Here is a 26,510-nt window from a genome sequence, read left to right on the forward strand (position 1 = left end):
TCAGCATGTGAGACCCGGAGCGGGCGTGGCGAGATCGACGAGGTAGTTGATCACCGCGTCGTCGAGGCACCGATCACCCGCGACGAGAGCCGCGGTGTGCCGATTGCCGCGGAAGGTGATCAGGTCGGCACCCAGCTGTGCGGCCAGGTCGACACCGGCCTGATACGGGGTGGCCGGGTCGTCGGTGGTGGACACCACGACGGTGGCCGGCAGGCCAGGGGCCGAGACCCGATGCGGGGTGCTGGTGTTAGGCACCGGCCAGGCGGCGCACAGTTCCAGCGGGGCGGCGCCGGTGCCCTTGCCGTCGTCGAGGAACGGGGCGGCCTTGCGGTATTCGGAGTCCTGACGGCCGGTCACCGCGGGATCGGTGATGCGGGGATCGTCGACGCAGCGGATCGCGTTGAACGCGTCCTGGGTGTTGGCGTAGGTGCCGTCTTGGCGGCGGCCGTCGTACATATCGGCCAGTTGCAGCAGAGTGTCGCCGTTTCCGCCGCGCAGTTCGGACAGCCCCTGGGTGAGGATCTCCCACAGCTCGTCGCTGTAGAGGGCCTGTTGGACGCCGGTGATCGCGTCGTTGTAGCTGAGGCCGCGCGGGTCGGCGGTCGGCGCCGGGGTCTGTTCGAGTGGGCCGACCAGCTCGCGGAAGCGGGCCACCGCCTGGGCGGGGTCTGTCCCGAGGGGGCAGTCGGCGTTCTTCGCGCAGTCGGTGGCGTAGGCGGTGAACACGCCCTGGAAGCCCGCTGCTTGGCGCAGCGATTCCTGGACCGGGTCCTGCGAGGAGTCGACCGCGCCGTCCAGGACGAGGGCGCGCACGTTCTGTGGGAACTTCTCCGCGTAGGCGGAGCCGAGGCGGGTGCCGTAGGAGTAGCCGAGATAGCTCAGCTTGGGGTCACCGAGGACCGCCCGCATCACATCCATGTCCTGGATCACCTCGCGGGTGCCGACATGACCGAGCAGGTCCACACCCGAGCGCTGGGCGCAGCGGTCGGCGTATTCGCGGTTGTCGGCCTCGGCGTCGGCGATGCCCGCCGGGGTGTTGTCGGTGGGCCGCTCGGCGCGTTCGGCATCGGCCTGCTGCGGGGTCAGGCAGACGATCGCGGGCAGCGACGAGCCGACACCGCGCGGATCGAACCCGACCCGATCGAACTTCTCCGCCAGTTCGGTGCGGTTGCCGACGCCGACCATCGAGAGGCCGGAGACGCCGGGACCGCCCGGGTTCATCAGCAGCGAGCCGACCTTCTTGCCGGTGGCCGGGATCCGCGAGAGCGCGATCTGGGCGGTCGGTCCGTCCGGGCGCGCGTAATCGATCGGCACGGTGATCCGCGCGCACTCGGTTTTGGGCGGCACCCGATCCTCCGGGCTCCCGTAGCCCTCACACGAGCCCCAGCTGATCTGCTGGTCGTAGAAGGTGTTCAGACCCGACGGTGGCGGGGGCAGCTCAGCGCGCGGTGTGCTGTCCTCGCCGGTGCCGCATCCGGTGACGATCAACGCGGAGACAGCGCCGAGGAGCACGACGAGCCGGACAGACTGCACGGTGGGCCCACCTTTCCGCGCCCTGCGGCGCACACGATGCGCCCGAATGGGCTTGCCTCACGGTAGCCGAATCGTCGATGTGACCGATCACACCGACGCCGGGCCTTAAACCCGTGCGGGCGCAGGTGGCACACTGGGATTGTCAGAAAAGCCCGGGGACCCGGTATGGGCCTCGAGGAACCAGACGAAAGGGACGATGATGTCCGTATCCGATGAGCAGAGTCCTGCCTACGGTGCCACTCCCGCCGAAGCTGTCCCCGCCGAGAAACCACGCCGCAAGACCCGCGTCCAGCATCTGCAGCAGATGAAGGCCGAGGGCGAGCGCTGGTCGATGCTGACGGCCTACGACTACTCGTCCGCGCGGCTGTTCGAGGAAGCCGGTATCCCGGTGCTCCTGGTCGGCGATTCCGCCGCCAATGTCGTCTACGGCTACGACACCACTGTGCCGATCACCATCGACGAGCTCATCCCGCTCGTGCGCGGCGTCGTACGCGGCGCACCGCACGCCCTGGTGGTCGCCGATCTGCCGTTCGGGACCTACGAGTCCTCGCCGCAGCAGGCCCTCGCGACCGCCATCCGCTTCATGAAGGAGGGCGGCGCGCACGCGGTGAAGCTCGAGGGCGGCGAACGTGTCGCCGAACAGATCGCGCTGATCACCTCCGCGGGCATCCCCGTGATGGCCCACATCGGGTTCACGCCGCAGAGCGTGAATACCCTGGGCGGGTTCCGGGTCCAGGGCCGTGGCGACGGCGCCGAGCAGCTGGTGACCGACGCGATCGCCGTGCAGGAAGCCGGTGCGTTCTCGGTGGTGATGGAAATGGTTCCCGCCGATATCGCGGGCCAGGTCACCCGCAAGCTGACCATCCCGACCGTCGGCATCGGCGCCGGCGCCGACTGCGACGCCCAGGTACTGGTCTGGCAGGACATGGCCGGCTACACCAGCGGCAAGACCGCCAAATTCGTCAAGCGCTTCGGCAACGTGGGCGACGAGCTCCGCACCGCCGCAGCCGCTTACGCCGCGGAAGTCCGCCAGGGCACCTTCCCCGGTCCCGAACACAGCTTCTGAGTTCGACCCGTGCGGCCGCTCCCGCGAGGGGGCGGCCGTCGCGTGTGAAAGGTGCTTGTCCGCGGCTGATGGCAGACTCGATGTCGACACTGTTCGACTAGCAGAGGTACCGATGCCGCGACGCCCTTGGAATTCTCGTTCTGTGCTGTTGATCGCGGGTGTGCTCGCCGCCGCGACCCTGACCGCGTGCGGAGGTGTGCCACCGGCTTCCACCGGCAGTGCGGGCAGCACCACCTCCTCTGCCGCGGCGGCGACCACAGCCGCACCGGCTGGGACTCTGACGATCAGCCCGTCGTCCGCCGCGCAGCTGTGCGACATGATCAGGCCGGAGCTGTCGAACTTCCGGGTGCAGGGGCCGACGCTCGGCAGGATCTCGCTCAACGCCATGGTGCACGACTGGGGGCTGCGCAACGGTGGCATCAACGGGCACATCCTCGCCGACAAGGCGATGGTCGACCGGGCGACCACCGAGAGCTGCCCCGAGGTGCGCACCGAGGCCCTCACCGCCCTCGAATTGCCCTCCCTCGCCGCGGGATTGGCGTTCTGATGCGCACCCTCCACCCCGAGATCGAGCCCGTCGAGCAGGGACTGCTCGACGTCGGCGACGGCCAGTCGGTGTACTGGGAGGTCAGCGGCAACCCCGACGGCAAGCCGGTGGTGTTCGTGCACGGCGGACCGGGCGGGGGCACCGGACCCCTGCAACGGCGCTTCTTCGACCCGGCGGTGTACAAGATCGTGCTGTTCGATCAGCGCGGCTGCGGAAAGTCCATGCCGCACATCGCCGATGGAGCTTCCCTCGACACCAACACCACGCCGAATCTGATCGCCGACATGGAGTTGCTGCGCGCACATCTCGGGATCGAGCGCTGGCAGGTCTTCGGCGGTTCGTGGGGCTCGACCCTCGGCCTGGCCTATGCGCAAGCGCACCCGGAGCGGGTGACCGAACTGGTGCTGCGTGGCATCTTCTTGTTGCGGCGCAAGGAGATCGACTGGTACTACAACGGCGCCGCGGGCAATGTCTACCCGGCCGAGTGGGCGAAATTCCTGGCGCCCGTGCCGGTCGAGCACCGCGATGACGACCTCGTCGAGGTGTATCACCGATTGCTGCATTCCCCCGATCCGCAGGTCGCACTCGATGCCGCGATCGCCTGGTCGACGTGGGAAGGCGCGACGAGTTCGCTGCTCCCGCAACCGGATCGGGTCGCCGAAACGGCCGAGGCGCGCTTCGCACTCGCCTTCGCCCGGATCGAAAACCACTATTTTCGCCACGGCGGATTCCTCGACGAGGGACAGTTGCTGCGAGACATAGATCGGATCGCCGACATCCCCGGCGTGATCGTGCAGGGCCGCCACGACATCGTGTGCCCCGCGGTGAGCGCCTGGGATCTGCACACCGCGTGGCCGGCCTCGACCTTGCACATCGTCGAGGACGCCGGGCACACCGCGCACGAGCCCGGCATCACCCACCACCTGGTGGAGGCGACCGACGCGTTCGGGAAGCGAGGCTGACACATGGCGACCAAGGCCGGAAAAGCCGTCGTCGCGGCACTACGCGAGGACATCGACCGGCTCTTCGACGCCGAGCCCGACGTCCGCGCCGACGCCGACGATTCGGTCCACCAGATGCGGGTGGCCACGCGCAGGCTGCGCAGCGTCCTTCGCTCCTACCGCAAGCTCTTCGACGCCGACGAAGCCGCCGCCACCGAGGCGGAGCTGAAGTGGCTGGCCGACCTGCTCGGCGTGGCCCGCGACGCCGAGGTCCGCGCCGAACGGTTCACCGACCTGCTGTCGGACTACGGCGATGCCCCCACCGAGATCACCGATTCCCTGGTCGGCGCGTCCCGCAGGGCCTACACCGATGCCCACGCGGAGGTATTGAGCGCACTGGATGCCAAGCGCTATCGTCGCCTGCGCTCAGTGCTGAAAACCTGGCGCACCGATCCCCCGCTCGCCCCAGAACTCGCCCGCGACAAGGCAACCGACGTCTTCGACCGGGTTCTGCGTCGCGACCGCAAACGCCTGCGCAAGTTGGTCTTCGCCGAACCCACCGCCACCCCCGCCGACAGGGTGGAACTGCTCCACGACATCCGCAAGGGCGCCAAGCGGTTACGGTATTCCTGCGAAGCGGCGACCACTGTCCTCGGCTCCGACGCAGGCGATCTCGGTACCCGCGCCAAACGCCTGCAAACCGTGCTCGGCGACCACCGCGACGCCGTCGAATCCCGCGAAGCGATCCTGGCGGTGGCCGCGCACGCGCACGGCCCTGCGGCCACGGTCTACGAACTTCTGGCCGATACCGAAGAAGCGGCCGCGGGCCGAGCCATCTCCCACTACCCCGCGGCCGCGGCCTTCATCTCCGTGCGGAACTGACAGTCCCCGACGATCAACGGGCCCCGTCGTATTCGAACCCGATCGTCCGAGTGCCCGGATCCGCGACAGCCAACCGCACAGCGACCGTCTGCCCTTCCGGCGGCCGTCCCTCACAGCGCGCGAGGATCGGCGGTTCGCTGACGAAGATCTCGGCGGGCCGAGACCCGTTGGCATCACGGAGAACCACGGCGGAGAACTCGGTGCCGACCCGAGGCGCGAGAACGGTGGCCTCGGTCAGATCGACGCACGCACGATCCACCTTGTTGGCCACCCCGTCGGTGCGCCGCATCGTCTCGGCGGCTCCCTTCAACCCGTCCACCACCCACTGCGGCACCTCGACCCCGGCGGAGTAGGCCAGGCAGATCTCGGTGGTGAACCGATCGGCCAGCCGTCGCAGCGGCGCCGTCACATGCGCGTACGGAGCCCCGATCGCACTGTGCGTCAACTGCTCCGGCGACGGATCGTCGAGTTCGGCGAGCAGCGTGTAACTGGCGCCCCGCAACAAGCCGGTAGCTTCCGACATCAAGACCAGCGCCGCGGGCGTATTCGCGTCGAGTCCGGCGAGCATCCGCCCAACCGGCACCTCGGCGGGCCACCGCACGCCCAGCGCCGCCGCCGTACGCCGCATCGATGCGATCGCGCTCTCCGGCGGCGGCGGCATCGTGCGCAGCAAGCCGATCCCCTTGTGCTCCACCATGATTCGCGCGGCGCACATTCCGGTGAGCAGCGAGATCTGCTCGTTCCAGTCGTCGGCGTCGGTGCGCGGCTCCAGCTGCAGGCGCCAGCCGTCACCGTCGGGAACCACTTCCTGGGCGGGCAACCGCAGCGAGATGGCGCCCTGTTCGAATCCCGCCTCGATCCGCAGCCGCCCGAATTCGGGCAGCGCGAGCAACGACGGATGCAACGTCGCCGCGTCGGCAGCGGCCTGAACCTGCGCGTAATCGAACCGCTCCCGGGAGCGCACCAGCGCGCGTGTCACCGAAAAACTCAGCGGCGCAGCATCATTGTCGAGTTCGATGGTCCACAACGCGGCGGGTCGGTCGACGCCGGGCAGCAGACTCGCTGTGCCCTCGGACAGCACCGTCGGATGGAGCGGGACCGTGCCGTCGGGCAGATAGAAAGTTTGCCCGCGCATTTCGGCCTCCGCGGCCAGAGCACTGCCCGGCACGATCACCGCACCGAGATCGGCGATCGCGTAGTGCAGGGTGAAGCCGGTGGGAGTGCGTTCGATATGCAGCGCCTGGTCCAGATCCAGCGCGCCGGGCGGGTCGATGGTCACGAACTCGATATCGGTCCGATCGACCCGAGTGCCCGCGAACGCGTCGACCGCGTCGCGGGCTTCGGAGACTGCCTCGGCCGGATATTCCGAGGCCAGTCCGAATTCGGAACGGATGGCGCCGAAGTCGACCGGCGCCGAGACGATCCGCTGGTGGAGTCGGAAACCAGCCATCCGACCCAGGTTCTGCGAACTACTCGTCGTGTGTGATCCGAAGTCCATAGCTCGCAGACTAGCGATTTCTACTTCAGGGCGAGCATGGTGCCGTTGAGCTGATCGAGCGGGCCGTACACCGTGAACGTGACCCGGCCGTTGGGAACGGCGGAGGACACGGTCGCGGCCGCGTCGAGCGCCTGACCGAACGAGGCCGCCGACGGGTGCGGCAGACCGGCGACAGTCAGGCCGAATCGAGACTGATGAACCCAGGCGGTATCAGCCGGGCTGAGGTCGACCTGGACCCCGCCTGCGAGCGGGGTCACCGCGACCGCGCTCGCCGAACCGGCACCCAGCGTTGCGAAAACCGCAGCGGCTCCGGCGATCAGTGCACCGGCGACAATGGAACGAACTACCCGCATGTAAATGTGACCTGCTTCCGCGATCGAATGTAATGGGCCCGAGGAAGTGGCAGCGAGCCCTGCCGACGGCGATCACTCTATGACCTCGCTCACGTTCCCGGCGAGTTCCAGCGCATTTTCGCTGTCCGGACACACGAACGCCATGACGTCGCGGGCAATTGTTACTGTGGCGGCGGCGCACTCGGCAGCTGCCGGGTTGTGCGGCACTCACGTCGATAAATGGGAGTTTGCGAACGTATGTCGTGGCTGATTTTCGATTACCTGTCGCCGATCCTCGGACCGGACGCGGCCAGCTATTGGGCGCATCTACTGGCGATTAACCCGGGATAGCTCACCGCTTCGATCCAGAACATGTCGCTTCCCGTTAACCACAGGGGAAGCGGCGTGTTTCCTGGGCCGCTAGCATCCCGCTGCGTGAGTAGAACTACCGCCGCCATCGCGGCCAGCGCCACCGTCTTCGCCCTGCTTCTGACCGGCTGCAGCGACGACTCTTCCTCCGCCGGCGCCCCCACCGCTTCCACCATGGCCGCGCCGACCTTCCAGGTCGAAGCCAGCAAGGCGGGCATGTTCGTGGTGAGTTACCGCAACGCCTTCCCGAAGCTGGCGCAGGGGCGTGACGATGCCGCCATTGCCGCGGTGCTGAACCATTCCTGCTCCGAGATCAAAGCGGGCAAGTCCGAGGCCGATACCGTCGCCACGATCATCAAGGCGGCCAAGAACGGCGACACCGCCGCGACCACCGAAGAGGCCACGGCCGTCTACCAGATGTCCAAGCTGATGTGCTGAGCCGTCAGCGGCGAAGCGAGGCGGCGGCTCCCGGTGGGAACCGCCGCCTTCTCGTTTCGTGGGCGGGCGAGCCGGCCTGTAAGCCGGATCCTGTCCCCGATTCGCATCGGGGGGCGACCATCCATCTGGACACACCGTTGCCGGGTGCCTCGAGCGGTCCACCCGCAGGCTCGGGCGAGCAGCCCTCGAACACCTGCGCAGCCGCACCGTTGCCGATGCGACCTTTGACCTTGCTCCGGGCGGGGTTTACCTAGCCGCCCCGGTCACCCGGGGCGCTGGTGCGCTCTTACCGCACCGTTTCACCCTTACCGCACTCGCGTGCGGCGGTCTGTTCTCTGTGGCACTGTCCCGCGGGTCGCCCCGGGTTGCCGTTAACAACCGCCCTGCTCTGTGGAGTCCGGACTTTCCTCGGTACCGGGCAGCGACACCGTTGGTGTCCGTTCCCGTTACCGCGGTCGCCCGGCCGACTCGCCCGCCGGTACAGAGTACTCGCTACGGTATTGACTCATGGAACGTGTCGACGTCAGTTTCCCTTCGGGTGACCAGCAGTGCGCCGCGTGGCTCTACCTGCCTGACGGCGCGCCTCGTCCGCGCCCGTTGGTGATCATGGGACACGGGCTCGGGGCCACCCGCGAGATGGGGTTGGATCGGTATGCGCGGCGGTTCGTCGCGGCGGGAATGGGGGTGCTGGCGTTCGACTACCGGAATTTCGGTGCCAGTGAGGGTTCGCCTCGCCAGGTGATCGGCATCGGCCGTCAGCGGGAGGACTGGAAGGCCGCAATCGCCTACGCGCGCAGCATCCGGGGCTTCGATGCCACGCGAATCGCGTTGTGGGGCACCTCGTTCGGCGGTGGACACGTGCTCGCGGTGGCGCCCGACGACGATTACCTCGCCGCGGTGGTGGCCCAGGTGCCGTTCACCAGCGGGTGGGCGTCGGGGATGGCGAAAGGCCCGATCAGCCTCACCAAGGTCGCCACCATCGCCGCCACCGACCTGCTCTTCGGCCCGATCCGCCGCAAGCCCATCCGCATCCGCCTGGCCGGACGCAAACGCTCCGCGGCATTGATGAGCGCCACCGACGTGCCGGAGGGCTACGGCCGACTAGCCGAGGAGAGCGCCACCTACGACCCCAAAGTCGGTGCCCGCGTGGCCTTCTCGACCCTCTTCGATTCCCCCGGCCGCCGCGCCAAGTCGTTGAAGGTCCCCGTCTTCTACGCGATCGCCGAAAACGACTCGATCGCCCCCGCCGGCCCGACCCACAAGGCCGCCGAACGCACCAAACACGCGGTGGTCAAGCAGTATCCGGTCGGCCACTTCGACGTGTACTTCGACGATGTCTTCGAACAGGTAGTGCGCGACCAGACCGATTTCCTGGTGTCGGTCCTTCGCCCCTGAACCGCCCGGATACGCCGCGGGGGTGGGGCACCATGGGGTGATGGAACAGATCAGCTCGCGCACGTTGTACACCAACCCGTGGATGCGGTTGCGGGAGGACACTGTTCGGCGGGCGGACGGCACGGTGGGGATCTACGGCGTCCTCGACAAGGTCGACTGGGCACTGGTGATCCCGTTCGACGGCACGGGATTCCACCTCGTCGAACAGTTCCGTTATCCGCTGGGCATGCGGTGCTGGGAGTTCCCCGCGGGCACACCACCACACGGCACCACTGCGACGCCGGTCGAGTTGGCGCACAACGAATTGCGTGAGGAGACCGGGCTGCGCGCCGAACACATGCTTCGACTCGGCGCCTTGGCCGCGGCACCCGCGCTGACCGACCAGCGCGGCCACTGTTTCCTGGCCACCGGCCTCACACCGGGCGAGCCGGACCGCGAACACGAGGAGCAGGACATGCGGACGGCCTGGTTCTCCCGTTCACAGGTCGAGGCGATGATCCTGCGCGGCGAGATCATCGACGCCCACACGGTAGCCGCCTACGGGTTGCTGCTCATGCACGAACGCGGTCTCGGCTGACCGCAGCGACTTGTTCGACCCCTCGACGACAAGGGGCGCAGCACCTGTTCGGTGTTGCGCCCCTTGTGGTTTCGCGGGTCTATCAGATGGGCTGGAAGCCCGCGCCCACGCCGCCTGCGCGGTTGAGCACGTCCAGGATCACCTGGATGGGCTGGAAGTAGGCGGGCGAGTGGATCGGGTTCGCGCCACCGGTGCACGGGACGTCGAAATCGACAGGGCCGAGGCCGGTGAGGCGGCCCTGGTTCATGCCGACGAGGCGGTCGCCGACCACAACGGGGCCGCCGGAATCGCCTGGCTGCGAGCAGTATTGGTTGATGGAGGTGCCTTCGAGCTCACCCCACACCACGCCGCAGCTACGACCGCTGGTGCGGCCATCCGAGCACACCGTGGTACCGGGGCCGGGCGAGGCGCCGATACCCGCGACGGTGGTCTGGCCGATGGTGCGCACCGGCACCACCTTCGACGCATCCAGTTGCAGCACAGCGAAATCCAGGTAGTCGCCGTCATCGGAATACGCGACCGTGCCGATCACGCCCGCCTTGAGCGCCTGCTCGGCGCCGACGCGCGAACCGGTCGGCGCGCAGTGCCCCGCGGTGAGACCGACGAGGCGGCCCGCGCCGTCATGGCCGATGGCCGTGAGCGAGCAACCGGAGTCGTTGTCGAAGACAATGCCCGAGGCCGCGCCGAGCACAACGCTCGGGTCGGCCGTCACGCTACCCGCGCCCGCGGACGCGGTGAGCACCCCCGCGATGGCCGCCGCAAACGCCGCCATCCGTAGAAACCTCATCAAGTACCTTTCCTTGTGGCCGCGGCATTCCGCATGCCCGAGAATCTTTCGGGAAATGCGGCGTCGTCGTTACGCCGACCGTGCGCCGGGGCGACCGTACCGTGCCCAGGTGACAAGCGGCTAGCTCACAGGTACGAGGTGTCGTTGACCAGGCGCACCGAGGCGCCACCGTCGGGATAGAACTCGGCGACGCACAGCGACGCGAGGTCGAGGTGCAGGCGGTACAGCAGCGACGGACCGACACCCAGCGCCAGTTGCAGCAGGGTTTTGATCGGGGTCACGTGGCTGACCGCCACCACGTTCTGGCCCGGGTACAGCGCCACCAGATCGCGGCGCACCCCTTCGACCCGTTCGCGGACCTGATCGAAACTCTCGCCGCCGGGTGCGGGGATCGACGGGTCGCCGAGCCACTCGCGGTGCAGCAGCGGATCACGCTCGGCCGCCTCGGCGAAGGTGAGACCCTCCCAGTCACCGAAGTCGGTCTCGGTGAGGCCGTCGAGGATGCGCAGCGGTACGTCGAGGGCGGTCGCGGCGGCTTCGGCGGTGGACCGGGCCCGCTGCAGCGGGGAGCTCACGACGGCGGCGATATCGCCTTTGGCGGCGAGCATTTTCGCGGCGCGTTCGACTTGCTCGCGACCGAGATCGGTCAGTGGCGGGTTGCCTCGGCCGGAGTAGCGGCGCTCCACCGACAGGGCCGTCTGGCCGTGGCGCAGCAACAGCAGGCGGGTCGGCTTGCCGACGGCGCCGGTCCAGCCGGGCGAAACCTTGTTCGCGTCAACCGATTTCGGCACCGCGACTTCGTCACCGGCGGCATGTCCGGCCGCGACGGCCTCGCGCACGGTTCCGGTGAGTCCACCGTCGTCCATCGCCTCGTTCGCGAGCCGGTCGGCGTGTGAGTTCTCCGCGCGCGGAATCCAGGTGAAGCTCACCCGATCGAATCCGGCGACCAGTGCCCGCGCCTGCTCGGCGAGCGGAATCATCGAGGCGTGCTTGATCTTCCAGCGTCCCGACATCTGCTCGACGACGAGCTTGGAGTCCATGCGCACCGTGACGACGCGCGCGCCCAGCTCGGCCGACGCCGCCAAACCCGCGATGAGACCACGGTATTCGGCCACATTATTGGTGGCGACGCCGATGAACTCCTTGCGTTCGGCGAGCACGCGCACGTGATCGGCGGCGAACACCACTGCGCCGTAACCGGCCGGGCCGGGATTGCCGCGCGAGCCGCCGTCGGCTTCGACGATCACCTCGGTCATCGACGCCCCGATCCGGTCACAGCCCCGATTCCTTGGTACGCACCATGATCGCGCTGCACTCCGGGCAGCGCAGGACCGCGTCGGGCGCGGCCTTGGCGATGCGCTGCATCTCGCCGCGGTCGATCTCGATCCGGCAGGCGCCGCAGCGACGGGCCTGCAGCAGGGCAGCGCCGACACCGTGCGCCGCGCGCTGCTTGTCGTAGACGGCGATCAGCTCGCCGGGGAACAGGCCGATCAGCTCGGAGCGATCCTTCTCGCAACGCTGCTGCGCCACTTCGAGATCGGCCATCGCCTCGTCGCGCAGGCATTCGGCGTCTTCGAGGTCGTGGTCGGCCTTGCTGAGCCGCGCACCCGCGTGGTCGTGGTCGGCGAGCATCGCCTCGCGCTGCTCCATCACGGTCAGCAGCTCGTCCTCGAGCACCGAGCGGCGACGCTCCAGGCTGCCCAGTTCGTGCTGGAGTTCGGAGAGCTGCTTGGCGGCGACGGTGCCCGCCGTGAGCATGCCGCGATCGCGGTCCTCACGCTTGCGGACGGCTTCGACCTCGCCCTCGAGCTTGCGGATGTCGCGGTCCAGATCGTCGATGCCGATCTCCACCGCCACGGCCGCGTCCTTGTAGCCGTTGCGCTCGGCCGCCAGACGTGTCACTTCCTGCTGCTCCGGCAGCGCGGAACGGCGATGGGCGATGCGCGTCAACTCGGCATCGACTCCTGCGAGCTGCAACAGCTTGGTCTGGACCGACGGTTCGACATTCAACGCGCACGAACTCCTGAACACAGTGGATGGATGGATCGATCAACCGTACCGCGCCGCGGGGTGTGATCACGCCATGACCCGAAGAGATCGCCGAAGGCGGGAACCGAACGCGTCCCAGCCGCGTCCAAGCAAGTGTGACCACATCGAACCCGAGCATTGACCTGGCACTGCCGCTGCGACCGCACATCTTCGACTCCCGTGCCGAAGCGCGCCAGCTTCAGCTGACCTTGGCAACGCCGCTACCCCCGGTGTGTCTCGTGCACGGGCTGGCCGCGATCGAGCCGAAGGAGCAGATGTTGCGGTTCTGGGGCAAGCCGGGCGCCTACCGCCAGGAAGGTGTCGGGCGGCTGCTGTGGGAGCGGCCGAAGAGTGCCCTCGGCGCCCTCGTGGTCGATTGCAACGAGCCCCTCGCCATCGTCAAGGCGCGGTGGCCCGACTGCGAGCGATGCGCGGCGCGGGCCGACGCGCGGGTCAAGAAACTGATCGCCTACTACGTGAGCAGCCTGATACCGCTGTTCGTCGGCGGCGCGCTGATGCTGGCTCGGCCGTCCGCGTTCGCGTGGATCCTCTGCGCGGCCGGAGTCGGGCTCGTCCTTCTCGCGGTGACGCTCGGTCCCGCGGTGTTCGCGCGCGCCGACCGTTACCTCGAAGCGGCCCTGGCACCGGACGCGAGCTCGGTCACCGTGCGCGCACATCCCGACTTCGCCCGATCGTGGGCCGGTCAGGAGCAGCGGTGACACCGATCAGCCGCTGACCGTCCACGGGTCGGTGCGCAGCGTCGAAACGCGGGTCCGCACCGCGGGGAGGGCGATGTTGACGAACTGCTCGGCCTGACCGCACCAGGGGAACTCGGTGGCCCAGTGCGCGGCGTCGATGAGGGCGGGGCCGCCGCGGCGGAGGTGTTCGTCGACGGGGTGGTGGCGCAGGTCGGAGGTGAGGTAGGCGTCGACGCCGGCGCGGATGGCCTTGTCGAGATAGGAGTCGCCCGCGCCGCCGCAGACGGCGACTCGTTCGATGACGCGTTCGGGATCACCCGCGGCGCGCACGCCCCAGACGGTGCGGGGCAGTCCGACGCCGACGCGTGCGGTGAATTCGCGCAGGGTTTCGGGCTGCGGGAGTTCGCCGATGCGGCCGATGCCGAGCGAGGACGGCAGGGGTGCGCGTTCGGTGACGTGGTAGGCCGGTTCCTCGTAGGGATGGGCGGCGCGCAGGGCGGCGAGTACGGCGAGGCGGGAAGTCGGGGGCGCGACCACCTCGACGGCGTCCTCGGTGACGGTTTCGACGGTGCCGATCGCCCCGATCGCCGGGTTGGCGCCCGCGATCGGCAGGAATTGGCCGGTGCCCGCGGTGTACCAAGCGGCTTCGCGGTAGTCGCCGATCGTGCCCGCGCCCGCGGTGAACAAGGCCGACATCAAGGAAGCCGTGTGGGTCTGGGGCACCTGGATGACCCACTTGTCCACGGAGGCGAGCGGTTTGGGATCCAGCGGGCCGGTGACGGTGAGGCCGACGGCGGCGGCCAGCGCGTCGGAGACGCCCGGGTCGGCGGAGTCGGCGTTGGTGTGGGCGGAGAACAGGGCACAGCCGGATCGGATCAACCGGTGCAGCAGTGCGCCTTTCGGCGTATCGGCGGCGACGGTGTCGACCCCGCGCAACAGCAGCGGATGGTGCACGACCAAAGCCTGTGCGCCCCAACCGATCGCCTCGTCGACAACAGCGGCGGTCGCGTCGACGGCGAACACCACCTTGGTGACCTCCTGCGCGGGGTCACCACAGACGAGCCCCACCGAATCCCACGATTCGGCCAGTCTCGGCGGGTATGCCGCGTCGAGTACCCCGATCAGTTCGGCCAGGTCGGTCACCGCTGCCTCCTTCTTTCCGTCGGAACTTTCGTCACTGTGGCCGAGTCACCACAGTGCCGCGCGCAGCGCGTCGATCAACCGGTCGACTTCGGCGGCGCCACGCACCGCGACGCGGAGGTGGTCGGGACCGAGCCCGGGGAAGGTGTCTGCGCGGCGGACAGCGATGCCGAGATCGGCGAGGTGTTTGCGCAGCAGGGCGCCGTCGGGGACGCGCAGGAGCAGGAACGGGCCGGTGGCCGGGGTGTGGACATCGACGCCGAGCGCGGTGAGTCGGTCGATCATGGCGGTGCGGTCCGCGGCGATGCGGTGTGCGTGCTGCCGGGATTCGGCGACGGCGGCGGGTTCGGCGGTGGCGATGATCGCCTCGAGTTGGAGGGTGCCGAGTGGCCAGTGCGGGCGGCCATGGGTGAGCCGTGCCAGGACTTCGGGAGCGCCGAGGGCGTAGCCGCAACGCAAACCGGCCAGTGCCCACGTCTTGGTGAGGCTGCGGAAAACGAGGACATCGGGAGCGGAGAGACCGGCCAACGACTCCGGTTCCTCGGACGCGGGGCCGGATCGCACACCATCGGCGCTGTGCCCACCGGCGACCGCATCGGCGAAGGCTTCGTCGATCACGATGATCCGGCCTGGTCGGCGCAGTGCCTGAATCGTCTCGGCGGGGTGCAGGATCGAGGTGGGGTTGGTGGGATTGCCGACGACCACGAGGTCGGCCTCGTCGGGGACCAGGGTGGGGTCGAGGGTGTACGGGCGTTCGAGGATCACCCTGGCGACCGGGACATCAGCCTCACGTAATGCGAGTTCCGGCTCGGTGAAGGACGGGTGGATGACGGCAGCGAGCCGGGGGGCCAAGCGAGGCAGCATCGCGAACCCCTCGGCGGCGCCCGCCAGCAGCAGCACCTCGTCCGGCGAGCGGCCGTGGCGGGCGGCGACGGCCGCGCGGGCGGCGCGTTCGTCGTCGGAACTCGGGTAGCGGCCGAGGTCGCCGAGCCGGGCGGCGAGGCGTTCGCGCAGCCAGTCCGGTGGGGCGACGCCCTGGACGTTCACCGCGAAATCGAGCATGCCCGGACGCGCCTCCACGTCGCCGTGGTGGCGCAACATCGCGGGGTCGACAGAGTCCTCAAGCACAACTGAACACCCTACGTGGCGGCGAATCGGCAGCACGAGCGACAATAGCTCCCGTGGGTCCCTTACATGTCTCGTTCATTTGCACAGGCAATATCTGCCGGTCACCGATGGCCGCGAAGATGTTCGAGGCACACCTCTACCGAGCCGGCCTCGCGAACCGGGTGCGAGTGAGCAGCGCGGGCACCGGTTCGTGGCATGTCGGCGATGCGGCCGACCCGCGCACCGAGGCGACCCTGCGCCGGGCCGGCTACCCGACCGAGCACACCGCGGCGACCTTCGGTCCCGAGCACAGTGACGCCGACCTGATCATCGCCTTGGACACCGGCCACGACCGCGAGCTCGCGCACCGCGGCGTCCCCACCGACCAGCGCAGGTTGCTGCGCAGCTTCGACCCCGCAGCCGACGGCCCCGACGTGCCGGACCCGTACTACGGCGACCAGTCCGACTTCGACCTGGTCCGCGACCAGATCGAGGCCGCCGTCCCCGGCCTGCTCGACTGGGTCCACGCCGAACTGGACGCCCGCAACCCTGCCGACGTGCCGCTCTGATGCGCAAAATCGCCTTCCTACTGCGCCCCAGCTGGCTGATCCTCGCGGTGGTCGTCGCCGCGTTCGCCTACCTGTGCTTCACCGTCCTCGCGCCGTGGCAGCTCGGCAAGAACGACAGCACCGAGCACCGCAACCAACTGATCGCCGACTCCGTGCAGGCCGATCCCGTGGCCGTGACCGAAGTCCTCGACGGCGACACCGGCACCCACACCGAATGGCGCAAGGTGACCGCGACCGGCGCCTTCGTCCCCGAGTCGACCGTCCTGGTCCGGCTACGCCACCTCGACGGCGCCCCCGGTTACGCGGTCCTGGCCGCCTTCCGTCTCGAAGACGGCCGCACCCTCCTGGTCGATCGCGGCCTGGTCGCCTCGGTAGACGGCACCCGCCCACCCGCGGTCGCCGACCCACCCACTGGCCCACAAAGCATCGAAGCCCGAGTCCGAGCCTCCGAGGGCGTGGTCCCCGACAAGACTCCCAGCACCCAAGACGGCTTCCGCCAGGTGTACACCGTCGACACCACCCAGGAATCCACCGTCCTCGGCACCCCCCTCACCCCCATCCCGACCGGCACCGACAAGGGCGGCTACCTCCAACTGGCCGCCGACCAACCAGGCGCCTTCACCCCCACCCCCCTCCCCCAACTCGACGCGGGCCCCTACCTCTCCTACGGCCTCCAATGGCTCGCCTTCGGCCTGATGGCCCCCCTCGGCCTCGGCTATTTCGTAGTAGCCGAACTCAAAGCCCGCCGCCGAGACCGAGCCCAACCGTCGGCACCGACCGACCCCACCCCCACCGCAGACACACCCACGCCCACCCAACCCACCACCGAAGCCCGCCTAGCAGACCGCTACGGCCGCAACCGCTGACAGCTGCCCCACCGCTAGGCGAGGCAGCACGTAATCCGGTAGCTCGACTGACTCTCGACCCCCGCGTGGGTGCGCCGCAGCTGGGACGAGATCGGCGAGCCACCCAGCCTGGTAATCAAGGCAGGCGCCCACCGCAACAAACGCCGGCACCCACAACCACACCGTGCACCCAGCCACACCACGCACTCCCCTGAAATCCGCAGCCCTAACGGACTCCCTCCCGCCACCCAGCACACCCCAAGTCCGCCCTGCCAGCCACACCCTGCACCCCAGGTCCGCCATAACCGCCGCCCTGCCAGCCACACCCTGCACCCCAGGTCCGCCATAACCGCCGCCCTGCCAGCCACACCCTGCACCCCAGGTCCGCCATAACCGCACTCCCAGCCCCCACCCGCGACCCCTAGGGAGCGGCGGCCACGAAGTGGCCGGTCCGCGGCCGGGTCGCCGGTCAGGCGCCGGTGCGTAGGCGACGAAGGAGCAAGCACCGGTGCCTGACCGGCGGCCCCTCAGGGCCGCGGACACGCGCGCGCCAGCGCGCCAACAAACACAGCGTCAAACCTCCTGGGACCACCGAACCCCCGACCAGCACCCANGCGTAGGCGACGAAGGAGCAAGCACCGGTGCCTGACCGGCGGCCCCTCAGGGCCGCGGACACGCGCGCGCCAGCGCGCCAAAAACACAGCGTCAAACCTCCCGGGACTACCGAACCCAGGTCATCTTTCTAACCACCCCCGCAACAAACTGACCCCCACACCCACCACAACCGCCCCCACCTGCACACCCGCCGACATCCGCACCGCCCGCCGCAAATCCCCAGCCGTAGGCGCAGCCCCATCCCCAAGAGTCGGCCGAAGCTCAACCCCATGCCGATACTCCGTACGCCCCCCGAGCCCGATCCCGAGAGCCCCCGCCATAGACGCTTCGACAACCCCCGCATTGGGACTCGGATGACCACCCGCATCACGTCGCCACGCCCGCAACGCCCCCGACGAACTCCCACCGACAAGCGGCGCAAGGCCAGCGGTAAGCAACCCGGTAACGCGAGCAGGAACGAGATTGGCAACATCGTCAGTCCGCGCCGCAGCCCAACCGAACCGCTCGTACCGCGCGTTCCGGTAACCGATCATCGCATCGAGAGTGTTGACCGCGCGATACCCGAGCACCCCCGGCACCCCCGCGACAGCACCCCACAGCAGCGGAGCAACCGTCGCATCCGAGGTGTTCTCAGCAATGGATTCCAGAGCGGCGCGCGCGAGTCCATCGGCATCGAGAACCGACGGGTCACGCCCACACAGCGACGGCAACAGTTCGCGAGCACCGGCGAGATCGTCGGCCTCGAGACGGTCGGCCATAGCGAACCCGGCGCGCACGAGGCTGCGACCACCCAGCGCGGTCCACGTCGCCAAGGCGGTCACCAGCACACCGCCACGCCCCCGACCGCGAGTGACGAGCAAACCGATTCCGACGACCGAGCCGACCGCGATCACCTCGTGCACCACCCCGGCGCGACGATCGTTTACGTAGGTCTTCGCTTCCAATGCCGCTGCCGCAGAACCGAATCCGGCCACGGGATGCCACCGCCGCGGATCGGCGAATACCCGATCGAGCACGAACCCCAGCACCAGCCCGACCGCCGTCGATGTCGCTTTCCGCACCGGCCGAGGGTAGCGGGCGGCGGGGATGTCACACCGGCGACCACTGGTTCGTCATCACTGTGACGGCACTTCTAGACTCGCCGGGACCGAGCAAGATCAACCGAACGGGCGCACACCATGACCTCATCGCAGCCTCTCGATCAGGCCGAACTGGCCCGCCGCTTCGAGGAACATCGCCCTTACCTGCGTCGACTCGCCTACAGCACGCTCGGCAGCCTCACCGACGCCGAGGATGTGGTGCAGGACGCCTGGCTGCGCTTGCAACGACAGTTCGAAGCGGGCAAGGCCGACGAGATCGACAACCTGCGCGCCTGGCTCACCACCGTCATCGGCCGCCTCGCCCTGGACCAGCTCGGGTCCGCGCGCGCCCGCCGCGAACAGTACGTCGGCGAGTGGCTGCCGGAACCGGAGGTCACTTCCTGGGACGATCCCGCTGACCGTATCTCCCAGGACGAACGCGTCACCACCGCGCTGCTGGTGGTCCTCGAGTCGCTCTCGCCCGCCGAACGCACCGCGTTCGTGCTGCAGGACGTGTTCGGCATGACCGGCCCCGAGGTCGCCGAGGTAGTCGGGCGTACTCCCGCCGCGGTCCGCCAGCTCGCCTCTCGCGCCCGCAAGCATGTCGAGAACGGCACGCCACGTTTTCCCGCCTCCCCGGTCGAACAGGAGAAGGTCGTCTCGGCGTTCGCGCTGGCCTGGCGTTCGGGTGATCTGAGTTCGCTGCTCGGCGTGCTCGACCAGAACGTGGTCCTCACCGCCGACGGCGGCGGCAAGGTGCCCGCCATCCGTCAGCCGGTGCGTGGCGCGGAGCTCATCGCCAAGATGCTGCTCGGCTGGTACAACACCGCGAACGGCTGGGGTCGGTCGGTGCTGGTCAACGGCATGCCCGGCCTGGTCGTCTTCGACGGCACCAATGTCGGCGTCTTCTCGTTCGTCATCGACGCGGGCCGCGTCGTGGCGATCAACGTCGTCCGCAATCCCGACAAGCTCCGCGATCTGCCCACCGAGGGCGACCCGGACTGGTACCTCGGCGGCGGTGAGTAGACCGTTCCGGTTATGCGCCGATCGAATACCCGTGCGCGGCAGCGACTTCGGCGGACAGCAGCTTGCCGTCGACAGCCGTGAGACCCGCGGCCAGACCGGGGTCCGCGGCGCATGCTCCGCGCCATCCCTTGTCCGCGATCACCAGCGCGAAGGGCAGGGTGGCGTTGGTGAGTGCCACGGTCGAGGTATGCGGCACCGCACCCGGCATATTCGCCACGCAGTAGAACAGCGAATCAGCCACGGGGAAGGTCGGATTCGCGTGCGTGGTCGGCCTGGTCGAGGCGAAGCAACCGCCCTGATCGACGGCGATGTCGACGAGGACCGAGCCGGGCCGCATCCGCGCGACGAGTTCGTCGGAGACCAATTTCGGCGCTTTGGCTCCCGGCACCAGGACCGACCCGATCACCAGATCTGCGGCGACCACGGCCTTGTCGATCTCCAGTGCGTGCGAGGCGAGGGTGCCCACCCGGCCGGCGAAGCGTGCGTCGAGCACACGCAGCCGCGCGAGATTCGTATCGAGCACATTCACGCGGGCTCCCATGCCGACCGCGATACTCGCCGCGTTCGTCCCCGCGACGCCGCCGCCGAGCACCACCACGTCGGCCGGTCGCACCCCGGGCACACCACCGAGCAGCACGCCACCGCCACCCATCGGCGCCATCAGGTGATAGGCCCCGACCTGCGCGCTCAGCTTGCCCGCCACCTCGCTCATCGGCGCGAGCAGCGGCAGTGATCCGTCGGCCCCGCGCACGGTCTCGTAGGCGATGGCGACGATCCCCGAGGACAGGATCGCGTCGGTGCATTCCTTCGACGCCGCCAGATGCAGAAAGGTGAACAGCACCTGATCGCGGCGCATCAGCGGATATTCCCGCGCGACAGGTTCTTTCACCTTCACCACCAGATCCGATCGAGCCCAGACCTGATCGGCGTCTGCCGCGATCCGCGCACCCGTGACGCGATAGTCGTCGTCGACGAATCCCGACCCGACCCCGGCACCGGCCTGCACGAGCACCTCGTGCCCGCGCGCGACCAGTTCAGCGGCGCCCGCCGGAGTGAGCGCCACCCGGAACTCCTGCGCCTTGACCTCCGTCGGCACCCCGACGACTACGCCCGTTCGCGTCATCCGGCAAGCCTAGGACCCGCACCGGAGCTCGATCGCCGCCTCGATCGCGTGTCGCGACCGCCCGTCTACGCCGGGGCCGCAGTGGCTGGGCTCGACGTGGTTTCCGGGACGGTCGCCGGAGCCGTAGTGGCGGACGGCGATGTCGTTTGCTCTGTTGTCGTCACCGGAGGCGGGGTGGTGGTAGTCGGGGCCACGGTTGTCGTGACCGGCGGGGCCGTCTCGCCGCACTCGTTGTGACCACAGGTGTCTGTTCCGCACTCCGGGCCCGGCATGCACGTGTGCCCGGGCGGGAGTCCACATTCGTTGTGACCGCAGGAATCCGTTCCACACTCCGGGCCCGGCACGCAGGTGTGCCCGGGCGGAATTTCGCCCTGCGCGGGCGCGCCCGGCGCAGCCTGGGTGGGCGAGTGATAGTACGACGACTCCGGCGTCGATCCGCCGCCCGAACCTCCCGGATCAGTCGAGGCCGCAGGCGAACTCGTCGGCGTCACCGATGTCGTCGCGGTCGCCGACGTCTTCGACACCGAACTCGATCCCGACCCACCGGAATCGCCGCCATCCGACGAACACGCACCGACCGCGAATACGACCAGGGCCAGCAGCAGACCGAGAACCACGCGAGACAGATTGCCCCTCAGTAACTTCCGCAACACGTCTTCTCCTCAGCACACGGACCCGCGCCTGCCGAAGACAGGCGCGGGTCGACGAAAGATGTTAGATAGCAGAACTATTCATTGATCGCCGCTCAGACCGAAAACATTTCACCCCGCACCGGAACGATCAGCTGGTGTGCGCGATCGGCGTAGGCGAAGGTGCGCTCGAGGTAGTCCAGCGACTCGCTGAAGTGACCCCAACCCTCCGCGTGCACGGCGACGATCACCGCGTCCCCGAGCGCCTCGGCGGCCGCGACGGCGGTGCGGGCATTCAACGTGACATCGCTGTCGCCGAACCGCCCCACATTGGCCCCGCCGATGTTCAACACCGCGGCATCGATGCGTCCGATTCGCTCGACGATCTGCTCCACCAACTCCACCGACGCGTTGTCACCGGAGACGTACACCGTGGACTCCCCCGGCGCACGCAACACGAATCCCGTGACCACACCGCTGAACGGCTCGCACCCCTGCGGCCCGTGCAGCGCGGGCACCGCGGTGATCTCCACCGCGCCGACGGTCGCCGTCTCCCACGGCACCAGACCGCGCACACCCTCGATCCGGGCTGCGGCGTCGGGGGTCGACAGGACCGTGTCGACTTCGGCGAGAAGCGCGCGACCCGCGTTGTCGAGATTGTCGGCGTGCTGGTCGTGCGAGAGGAGCACGACATCGATCGTCCCGATCTCCTCGACCGGCACCGCGGGACCGCTGAGCTTGTGCAGGGTGATCGGCCCCGGGTAGTCGCCGGGCTCGTCGAAAGTGGGATCGGTGAGCCAGGTCAGTCCGCCGTAGCGGAAACGCAGGGTCGGACCGCCGACATGCAGGGCGGCTGCCAGAGCTGGGCGAGTGATCATCTCGGTCATGTCGACAACTTTCGCCGAACGAGCCCCGTCCCGACAGTGGCCTGCAGGCCGTACACCGATAAGATCGGGCCATGACCTCGGTGGCCGTGATCGCGTTCGACGGAATCAGCCCGTTCCACCTGTCGGTGCCGACCCTGGTGTTCGGCAGATCCGGCATCGGCGTCGACAGCGCGTCGCCCTATGACGTGCGGGTATGCGCCGAGGAGCCCGGAACACTTTCTACGGCAGCCGGTTTCGACATCACGGTCCGGCACGGCCTCGACATCGTGAGCACCGCCGATCTGGTGGTCTTCCCCGGATGGCTACGCGGCCAAGGAATTTCGCCCGCGCTGAACGAGGCGGTCCACACCGCCCACGCGAACGGCGCCCGGCTGATCGGGCTGTGCCTCGGCTCCTGGGCGATCGCGGCGACCGGCCTCGCCGACGGCCGCGACGTCACCACCCATTGGGCCGCCGCCGACGCCCTCGCCCTGGCCTATCCCGCGATCAATGTGCGCGCCGACACCCTGTGGAGCGACCTGGGCGACGTGATCACCTCCGCCGGCGTCGCCGCGGCACTCGACTGCTGCCTGCACATCGTGCGCACCGACCTCGGCGCACGCGCTGCCACCGAACTGGCGCGATCGTTGGTCACCGCCCCGCACCGCAACGGTTCGCAGGCGCAGTACATCCCGATCGCGGTACCCGACGAAGACCCCGACGACCCGATCGAATGCGCGATGGCCTGGGCCCGCGCCCGCCTCGACACCGCCGTCGACCTCGACAACTGGTCCCGCGAGGCACTGATGTCGCGACGCACCTTCACCCGCCGCTTCCGCGATCGCACCGGCACCAGCCCCCAGCAGTGGCTACTGCAGCAGCGCATCGACCATGCCCGGCTACTGCTGGAGTCGACCGACGACACCGTCGACCGCGTGGCTCGCGACACCGGTTTCGGCAGCACGGTGAGCCTGCGCCACCACTTCCACCGCATGCTCGGCACGTCGCCCGCGGCCCACCGCGCGCAGTTCCGCGGCGCGGCGCAATAATGACGTTCATGATCATCAAGGTGAGCGGGTTCACTCCCGAGATCGACGACACGGCCTGGATCGCGCCGAACGCGACCGTGATCGGCCGGGTGCGCCTCGGCGCCGAGGTCGGCGTCTGGTACTCGGCGGTCCTGCGCGGCGACCTCGAACAGATCAGCATCGGCGCCCGCACCAATATCCAGGACGGCTGCGTGCTGCACGCCGACCCAGGTTTCGCCCTCACCGTCGGCACCGGCGTTTCCGTGGGACACAACGCGATTCTGCACGGCTGCACCATCGGCGACGATGTTCTCGTCGGCATGGGTGCGACGGTGCTCAACGGCGCGGTGATCGGTGCGGGCAGCCTGATCGCGGCCAATGCGCTGATTCCCGAGGGCGCGCAGATTCCGCCCGGCTCGCTCGTGGCGGGCGTGCCCGGCAAGGTGCGTCGTGAGCTCACCCAGGCCCAGCAGGACGGGATCAAGCTCAACGCGGCGGTGTACCTGCACAATCTGACGAATCACCGCGCCGCCGAGGTGTTGTGACTCGTCACACTGAGCAAGTGTCCAGTAGGTTTCCCTGATAGCATTTGTCCTGCGTATTGCGCGCTGATCATGAGAGTGGCGATCGGCAACCGGATACGCGAGGCAGGAGGTATCACGGTGGCATACATGCATTCCGGTGTGCACCGAGCGACGGGTCGGCTCAGCGTTGCCGATATCGCCGCCCAGCCCGGTGGCATCGAGGCACTCCACATCCGCGTTCACGAACTCCGTTCTTCCGGAGTGCATTTCGCGGCCAATGCGATCGAGCAGGAGATGGCCGCGTTGGATCTTTGCCCATAGGGATAATGGGGTAATGCCTACTGTTTCGTCGATCCTCGCGCGGATACTCGAGAAACCCGTCACCGATGGGGAAAAGCTGCTCGACAGTGCGCTGTCGGCGTTCCTGGACTACGGGATCAAACGCACGAGCATGGGCGAGATAGCGCGGCGGGCCGGCATCAGCCCGGCCACCCTGTACCGGCGCTACGAATCCAAGAACGACCTGGTCGAAGCCGTCGGCGTGCGCGAGGCGCAGCGCTATGTGACCGATATCGACGAGCGGGTACGCGCGGTCACCGCACCCGACGAACAGCTGGTCGAGATCTTCGTCGCCTTCGTCACCACCATCGCGGGCAACGAACTGCTGCGCCGGTTGCTCAGCACCGAACCGGAGATCATCCTGCCCCGCCTCACCACCGAGGCCGGACCGATTCTCGCCGTCGGGCGCGCGTATCTGGCCGAGAAGCTACGCGAGCTACCGGTCCCCGAATTCGACCCCGATCTGGTCGCCGAGATCATGGCGCGGCTGGCCCTGTCGCTGGCGCTGACCCCGGACGGGCTCATTCCGCTCGACGACGCGGAAGCCGGGCGGGAGTTCGCGCGGCGCACACTGCTACCGATGGTCGGTATCCGCGACCTCCCCTGACACGCCGAACGCCGCCGCCACCACCTCATCGATGCCCGCATCAGCTACCGGCACACCGTCTTCCAGCAGCGCGCGTACCCTTCGCACGATCTCACCGGCCGCCGCGCAGGCCGGATCGGGCAGCGGCAGTCGCGCTACGTACTGGGTGATCCAGCGGCGTCGGCCCGAGTACAGCCGGTTGCCGCAGACAGCATCGTAGAACCGCAGACCCAGTGCCGAATTCGCCACGCCCATCAGCAGATACGCCAGGTCAGTGGCTGATCGGCCACTGCCGAGGTCGGTGAGCGAGATCCAGTAGCAGTCACCGTTGACGACCGCGCCCGACCGATCGAGCGCGAAGCGTGGCCGTTCGCTGATGTCGGGGAACACCAATTTCGGGGCGCCCCAGAGGTGCGGGCGCTGCGGCACCCAGATCTCGAACCACTTCCGGCCACCGTCGAGGACATAGCGTCTGCCCGACAGCATCTGTTCGTGAGAGCGCAGATACGCGGCCGCACCAGGGAACTCGGCGAGATCGATCGGGGTGCGCCGTGGCTTGCGCAGATCGTAGGGATAGAGCACCCTCGTGCCACGCGCCATCGCGACTCGCCACGGTTGCAGATCATGGTGGGTGATCAACTCCCGCAGCAGCTCGGGCTCGGGCGTCGGATCCATCTGGTCCCACCGATCCGAGATGAACACCCGATCCGCCGTGGTCTTGATCCCCACCCTGATGCGTGCCGTCTCCCCGAACGAACGCCAGGTGCGATCGGCGATGCGGCCGAGCCAGTGATCGACCGAGGGGCGCGACATACGCCAGGCGGTGTCCCCGTGACGATCGGACCGGGCACTGTCGACCGGGTCCACCACCGCAGGGCCGGGTAACAGCCCGCCTGTCGGGACAGTTGCGATGCTCGCGGATTCGCCGGTCGCCAACACGCCGACCTCCACCGCGAACACCCGCCCGCCCTCGCGGACGAGACAGGCGTCCTCACCCGCGAGGGCGTCGAAAAGCTCGGTAGCGCAATCAGGTTCGACTCCCAGCTCCTCGTAGACCGAGACGTAGCGACAGTCGGGTGGGCCGGTGGCGCGCAGAGCCACGGTGATCGCGGGCAGCACCGCGGCGGCGAAGAGTTTGGTGTCACCGAGGTCGTAGAGCTCCACCGGTGTCAGTTCGCCGGTGAGGATCCGGCGCAGGTTCGCCCCGGCCCGCGTGGTGAGAAACCGGTTGGCACAGAGCAATCCGAGCACTCCCCCGGCAGTCAACAGCCTCGGCGCGATGGCCACGAAGGGATGGGTGAGGTCGATCCGGCCGCGGAGGCCGAATTGCTTGCTCAGCAGTTGGGCAGTCGCCCCACCCAATTGCTGGGTCCGGACATACGGCGGATTGCTGATGATCAGGTCGAAGGAGCCGTCCGCCAGATGAGCGGATGCCGCCAGGAAATCGCCCGCACGGCAGTCTATTTCGACGCCGAGCGTGGCAGCCCGCCCGGCGGTTTCGTCGACAGCCTGTCGATCCAGGTCATATCCCGTGAGATGAACCGTGACATCCGGTGCGCTCGAGACGATTTCCCGCTGTACCGCCAGTAACAGCTCGCCGTCCCCGCACGCCGGGTCGAGCACACGCAGCTCCCCGGCGCGTGGGGCGTAGCGCAGCGCCCGTCGCGCCAGGAACCGCGCGAGCTCCGGTGGCGTGTAGTGCCTGCCGTGCCGTTTGCGCTCCTGCGCGTCGCGGGCCTGCAAAGCCATGCGGTCGATTGTGCCCCGGAACCGACCCGATGCGGCGCAGGCGCGAGCCGGGCCGCACCGCGACAGTCTCACCTGCGCAAATGCGATCGAGTGTTTCAAACAGTGGTTTGCACCACTTCGTCAGGGGTAGAGCGAGAAGTGGTCGATAGGTAACGTCTGTCCGGTTTCACCCCGCTGCACCGAAGCCGAGGACG

At 68.6% G+C, this 26,510-nt stretch carries 27 protein-coding genes and 1 other RNA gene; 15 read left to right on the forward strand and 13 right to left on the reverse strand.

Annotated elements, in window-relative coordinates; all coding sequences use genetic code 11:
- Entirely contained in the window at nt 1–1,533 is a 1,533-nt protein-coding gene (locus ASD42_RS25110; protein ID WP_056821102.1) for an alpha/beta hydrolase, read from the reverse strand.
- Nucleotides 1,534–1,732: 199 nt separating this feature from the next.
- Between ASD42_RS25110 and panB the strand changes: the two genes are divergently transcribed.
- The 4 genes from panB (at nt 1,733) to ASD42_RS25130 (ending at nt 4,969) form a co-directional block, all read left to right on the forward strand.
- Nucleotides 1,733–2,599 (forward strand): 3-methyl-2-oxobutanoate hydroxymethyltransferase, encoded by an 867-nt coding sequence (gene panB / locus ASD42_RS25115; protein WP_056821790.1) that lies wholly within the window; start codon nt 1,733–1,735, stop codon nt 2,597–2,599.
- 142 nt (nt 2,600–2,741) lie between these two features.
- Entirely contained in the window at nt 2,742–3,146 is a 405-nt protein-coding gene (locus ASD42_RS25120; protein WP_235569820.1) for a hypothetical protein, read from the forward strand.
- The gene (pip, locus tag ASD42_RS25125; protein WP_056821106.1) at nt 3,146–4,108 is read left to right on the forward strand and encodes a prolyl aminopeptidase; all 963 of its coding nucleotides are present in this window, start codon (nt 3,146–3,148) and stop codon (nt 4,106–4,108) included. Before ASD42_RS25120 ends, pip begins: the two co-directional genes overlap by 1 nt.
- Before the next feature lie 3 nt (nt 4,109–4,111).
- Complete coding sequence (locus tag ASD42_RS25130) at nt 4,112–4,969, forward strand: CHAD domain-containing protein (protein WP_056821108.1); 858 nt, start codon at nt 4,112–4,114, stop codon at nt 4,967–4,969.
- A 13-nt stretch (nt 4,970–4,982) separates the two neighbouring features.
- Here the strand turns inward: ASD42_RS25130 and ASD42_RS25135 are convergent, their stop codons facing one another.
- A complete protein-coding gene (locus tag ASD42_RS25135) occupies nt 4,983–6,419 on the reverse strand; it encodes an RNB domain-containing ribonuclease (RefSeq protein ID WP_056821110.1) in 1,437 nt (478 codons plus the stop codon).
- 68 nt (nt 6,420–6,487) lie between these two features.
- Nucleotides 6,488–6,820, reverse strand: coding sequence for a hypothetical protein (locus ASD42_RS25140; protein WP_056821111.1), 333 nt, complete (start codon nt 6,818–6,820; stop codon nt 6,488–6,490).
- A 414-nt stretch (nt 6,821–7,234) separates the two neighbouring features.
- Between ASD42_RS25140 and ASD42_RS25145 the strand changes: the two genes are divergently transcribed.
- Nucleotides 7,235–7,606: a hypothetical protein gene (locus tag ASD42_RS25145; protein ID WP_056821114.1), complete on the forward strand. Its 372-nt coding sequence runs from the start codon at nt 7,235–7,237 to the stop codon at nt 7,604–7,606.
- Between the two features lie 63 nt (nt 7,607–7,669).
- Here the strand turns inward: ASD42_RS25145 and rnpB are convergent.
- Nucleotides 7,670–8,077: RNase P RNA component class A (rnpB, locus tag ASD42_RS27655), an RNA gene on the reverse strand.
- A gap of 36 nt (nt 8,078–8,113) precedes the next feature.
- Here rnpB and ASD42_RS25150 point away from each other — a divergent pair.
- The gene (locus tag ASD42_RS25150) at nt 8,114–9,001 is read left to right on the forward strand and encodes an alpha/beta hydrolase (protein WP_056821116.1); all 888 of its coding nucleotides are present in this window, start codon (nt 8,114–8,116) and stop codon (nt 8,999–9,001) included.
- Nucleotides 9,002–9,041: 40 nt separating this feature from the next.
- Nucleotides 9,042–9,578 (forward strand): NUDIX domain-containing protein, encoded by a 537-nt coding sequence (locus ASD42_RS25155; protein WP_056821117.1) that lies wholly within the window; start codon nt 9,042–9,044, stop codon nt 9,576–9,578.
- Nucleotides 9,579–9,660: 82 nt separating this feature from the next.
- On the opposite strand, the gene ASD42_RS25160 is transcribed toward ASD42_RS25155, so the two are convergent.
- The 3 genes from ASD42_RS25160 to ASD42_RS25170 form a co-directional block, all read right to left on the reverse strand.
- Nucleotides 9,661–10,350, reverse strand: a complete 690-nt coding sequence (locus ASD42_RS25160) for a S1 family peptidase (protein ID WP_056821118.1) — start codon at nt 10,348–10,350, stop codon at nt 9,661–9,663.
- Between the two features lie 140 nt (nt 10,351–10,490).
- Nucleotides 10,491–11,621, reverse strand: coding sequence for a bifunctional RNase H/acid phosphatase (locus ASD42_RS25165; RefSeq protein ID WP_056821119.1), 1,131 nt, complete (start codon nt 11,619–11,621; stop codon nt 10,491–10,493).
- 16 nt (nt 11,622–11,637) lie between these two features.
- Nucleotides 11,638–12,375, reverse strand: coding sequence for a zinc ribbon domain-containing protein (locus ASD42_RS25170; RefSeq protein WP_056821121.1), 738 nt, complete (start codon nt 12,373–12,375; stop codon nt 11,638–11,640).
- A gap of 134 nt (nt 12,376–12,509) precedes the next feature.
- On the opposite strand from ASD42_RS25170, the gene ASD42_RS25175 reads away from it, so the two are divergent.
- Nucleotides 12,510–13,112 (forward strand): hypothetical protein, encoded by a 603-nt coding sequence (locus tag ASD42_RS25175; RefSeq protein WP_056821123.1) that lies wholly within the window; start codon nt 12,510–12,512, stop codon nt 13,110–13,112.
- A gap of 6 nt (nt 13,113–13,118) precedes the next feature.
- Here ASD42_RS25175 and ASD42_RS25180 read toward each other — a convergent pair whose 3' ends face one another.
- Together ASD42_RS25180 and cobC are read right to left on the reverse strand one after the other, a co-directional pair.
- Nucleotides 13,119–14,234 (reverse strand): Nif3-like dinuclear metal center hexameric protein, encoded by a 1,116-nt coding sequence (locus tag ASD42_RS25180; protein WP_056821126.1) that lies wholly within the window; start codon nt 14,232–14,234, stop codon nt 13,119–13,121.
- Between the two features lie 45 nt (nt 14,235–14,279).
- Nucleotides 14,280–15,359, reverse strand: coding sequence for an Rv2231c family pyridoxal phosphate-dependent protein CobC (gene cobC, locus ASD42_RS25185; protein ID WP_084787302.1), 1,080 nt, complete (start codon nt 15,357–15,359; stop codon nt 14,280–14,282).
- Between the two features lie 53 nt (nt 15,360–15,412).
- On the opposite strand from cobC, the gene ASD42_RS25190 reads away from it, so the two are divergent.
- Both ASD42_RS25190 and ASD42_RS25195 read left to right on the forward strand, forming a co-directional pair.
- Complete coding sequence (locus ASD42_RS25190; protein ID WP_084466101.1) at nt 15,413–15,907, forward strand: low molecular weight protein-tyrosine-phosphatase; 495 nt, start codon at nt 15,413–15,415, stop codon at nt 15,905–15,907.
- Nucleotides 15,907–16,773, forward strand: coding sequence for an SURF1 family cytochrome oxidase biogenesis protein (locus ASD42_RS25195; protein ID WP_056821132.1), 867 nt, complete (start codon nt 15,907–15,909; stop codon nt 16,771–16,773). The genes ASD42_RS25190 and ASD42_RS25195 overlap by 1 nt, the downstream gene beginning before the upstream one ends.
- Before the next feature lie 713 nt (nt 16,774–17,486).
- On the opposite strand, the gene ASD42_RS34015 is transcribed toward ASD42_RS25195, so the two are convergent.
- On the reverse strand, nt 17,487–18,428 hold the full coding sequence (locus ASD42_RS34015) for a cobalamin biosynthesis protein (protein ID WP_084787303.1): 942 nt from the start codon (nt 18,426–18,428) through the stop codon (nt 17,487–17,489).
- Nucleotides 18,429–18,545: 117 nt separating this feature from the next.
- On the opposite strand from ASD42_RS34015, the gene sigJ reads away from it, so the two are divergent.
- Complete coding sequence (gene sigJ, locus ASD42_RS25205) at nt 18,546–19,472, forward strand: RNA polymerase sigma factor SigJ (protein ID WP_056821136.1); 927 nt, start codon at nt 18,546–18,548, stop codon at nt 19,470–19,472.
- 10 nt (nt 19,473–19,482) lie between these two features.
- Here sigJ and ald read toward each other — a convergent pair whose 3' ends face one another.
- Both ald and ASD42_RS25220 read right to left on the reverse strand, forming a co-directional pair.
- A complete protein-coding gene (gene ald / locus ASD42_RS25210; RefSeq protein ID WP_056821137.1) occupies nt 19,483–20,595 on the reverse strand; it encodes an alanine dehydrogenase in 1,113 nt (370 codons plus the stop codon).
- 745 nt (nt 20,596–21,340) lie between these two features.
- Nucleotides 21,341–22,111 (reverse strand): MBL fold metallo-hydrolase, encoded by a 771-nt coding sequence (locus ASD42_RS25220; RefSeq protein ID WP_056821140.1) that lies wholly within the window; start codon nt 22,109–22,111, stop codon nt 21,341–21,343.
- A gap of 71 nt (nt 22,112–22,182) precedes the next feature.
- On the opposite strand from ASD42_RS25220, the gene ASD42_RS25225 reads away from it, so the two are divergent.
- From ASD42_RS25225 to ASD42_RS25240, 4 genes are all read left to right on the forward strand, one after another.
- Entirely contained in the window at nt 22,183–23,139 is a 957-nt protein-coding gene (locus tag ASD42_RS25225) for a GlxA family transcriptional regulator (RefSeq protein WP_056821142.1), read from the forward strand.
- An 8-nt stretch (nt 23,140–23,147) separates the two neighbouring features.
- On the forward strand, nt 23,148–23,663 hold the full coding sequence (locus tag ASD42_RS25230) for a gamma carbonic anhydrase family protein (protein ID WP_056821791.1): 516 nt from the start codon (nt 23,148–23,150) through the stop codon (nt 23,661–23,663).
- A gap of 117 nt (nt 23,664–23,780) precedes the next feature.
- A complete protein-coding gene (locus ASD42_RS25235; protein WP_056821792.1) occupies nt 23,781–23,963 on the forward strand; it encodes a hypothetical protein in 183 nt (60 codons plus the stop codon).
- Between the two features lie 13 nt (nt 23,964–23,976).
- Nucleotides 23,977–24,588 carry a TetR/AcrR family transcriptional regulator gene (locus tag ASD42_RS25240; RefSeq protein WP_056821144.1) on the forward strand — a complete coding sequence of 204 codons (612 nt, stop codon included), beginning with the start codon at nt 23,977–23,979 and terminating at the stop codon, nt 24,586–24,588.
- Here ASD42_RS25240 and ASD42_RS25245 read toward each other — a convergent pair.
- A complete protein-coding gene (locus tag ASD42_RS25245; protein ID WP_056821146.1) occupies nt 24,556–26,316 on the reverse strand; it encodes an Eco57I restriction-modification methylase domain-containing protein in 1,761 nt (586 codons plus the stop codon). The two genes, ASD42_RS25240 and ASD42_RS25245, sit on opposite strands and share 33 nt — an antisense overlap.
- Nucleotides 26,317–26,510 lie beyond the last annotated feature (194 nt).

The organism is Nocardia sp. Root136 (assembly GCF_001427185.1).
Lineage (GTDB): Bacteria > Actinomycetota > Actinomycetes > Mycobacteriales > Mycobacteriaceae > Nocardia > Nocardia salmonicida.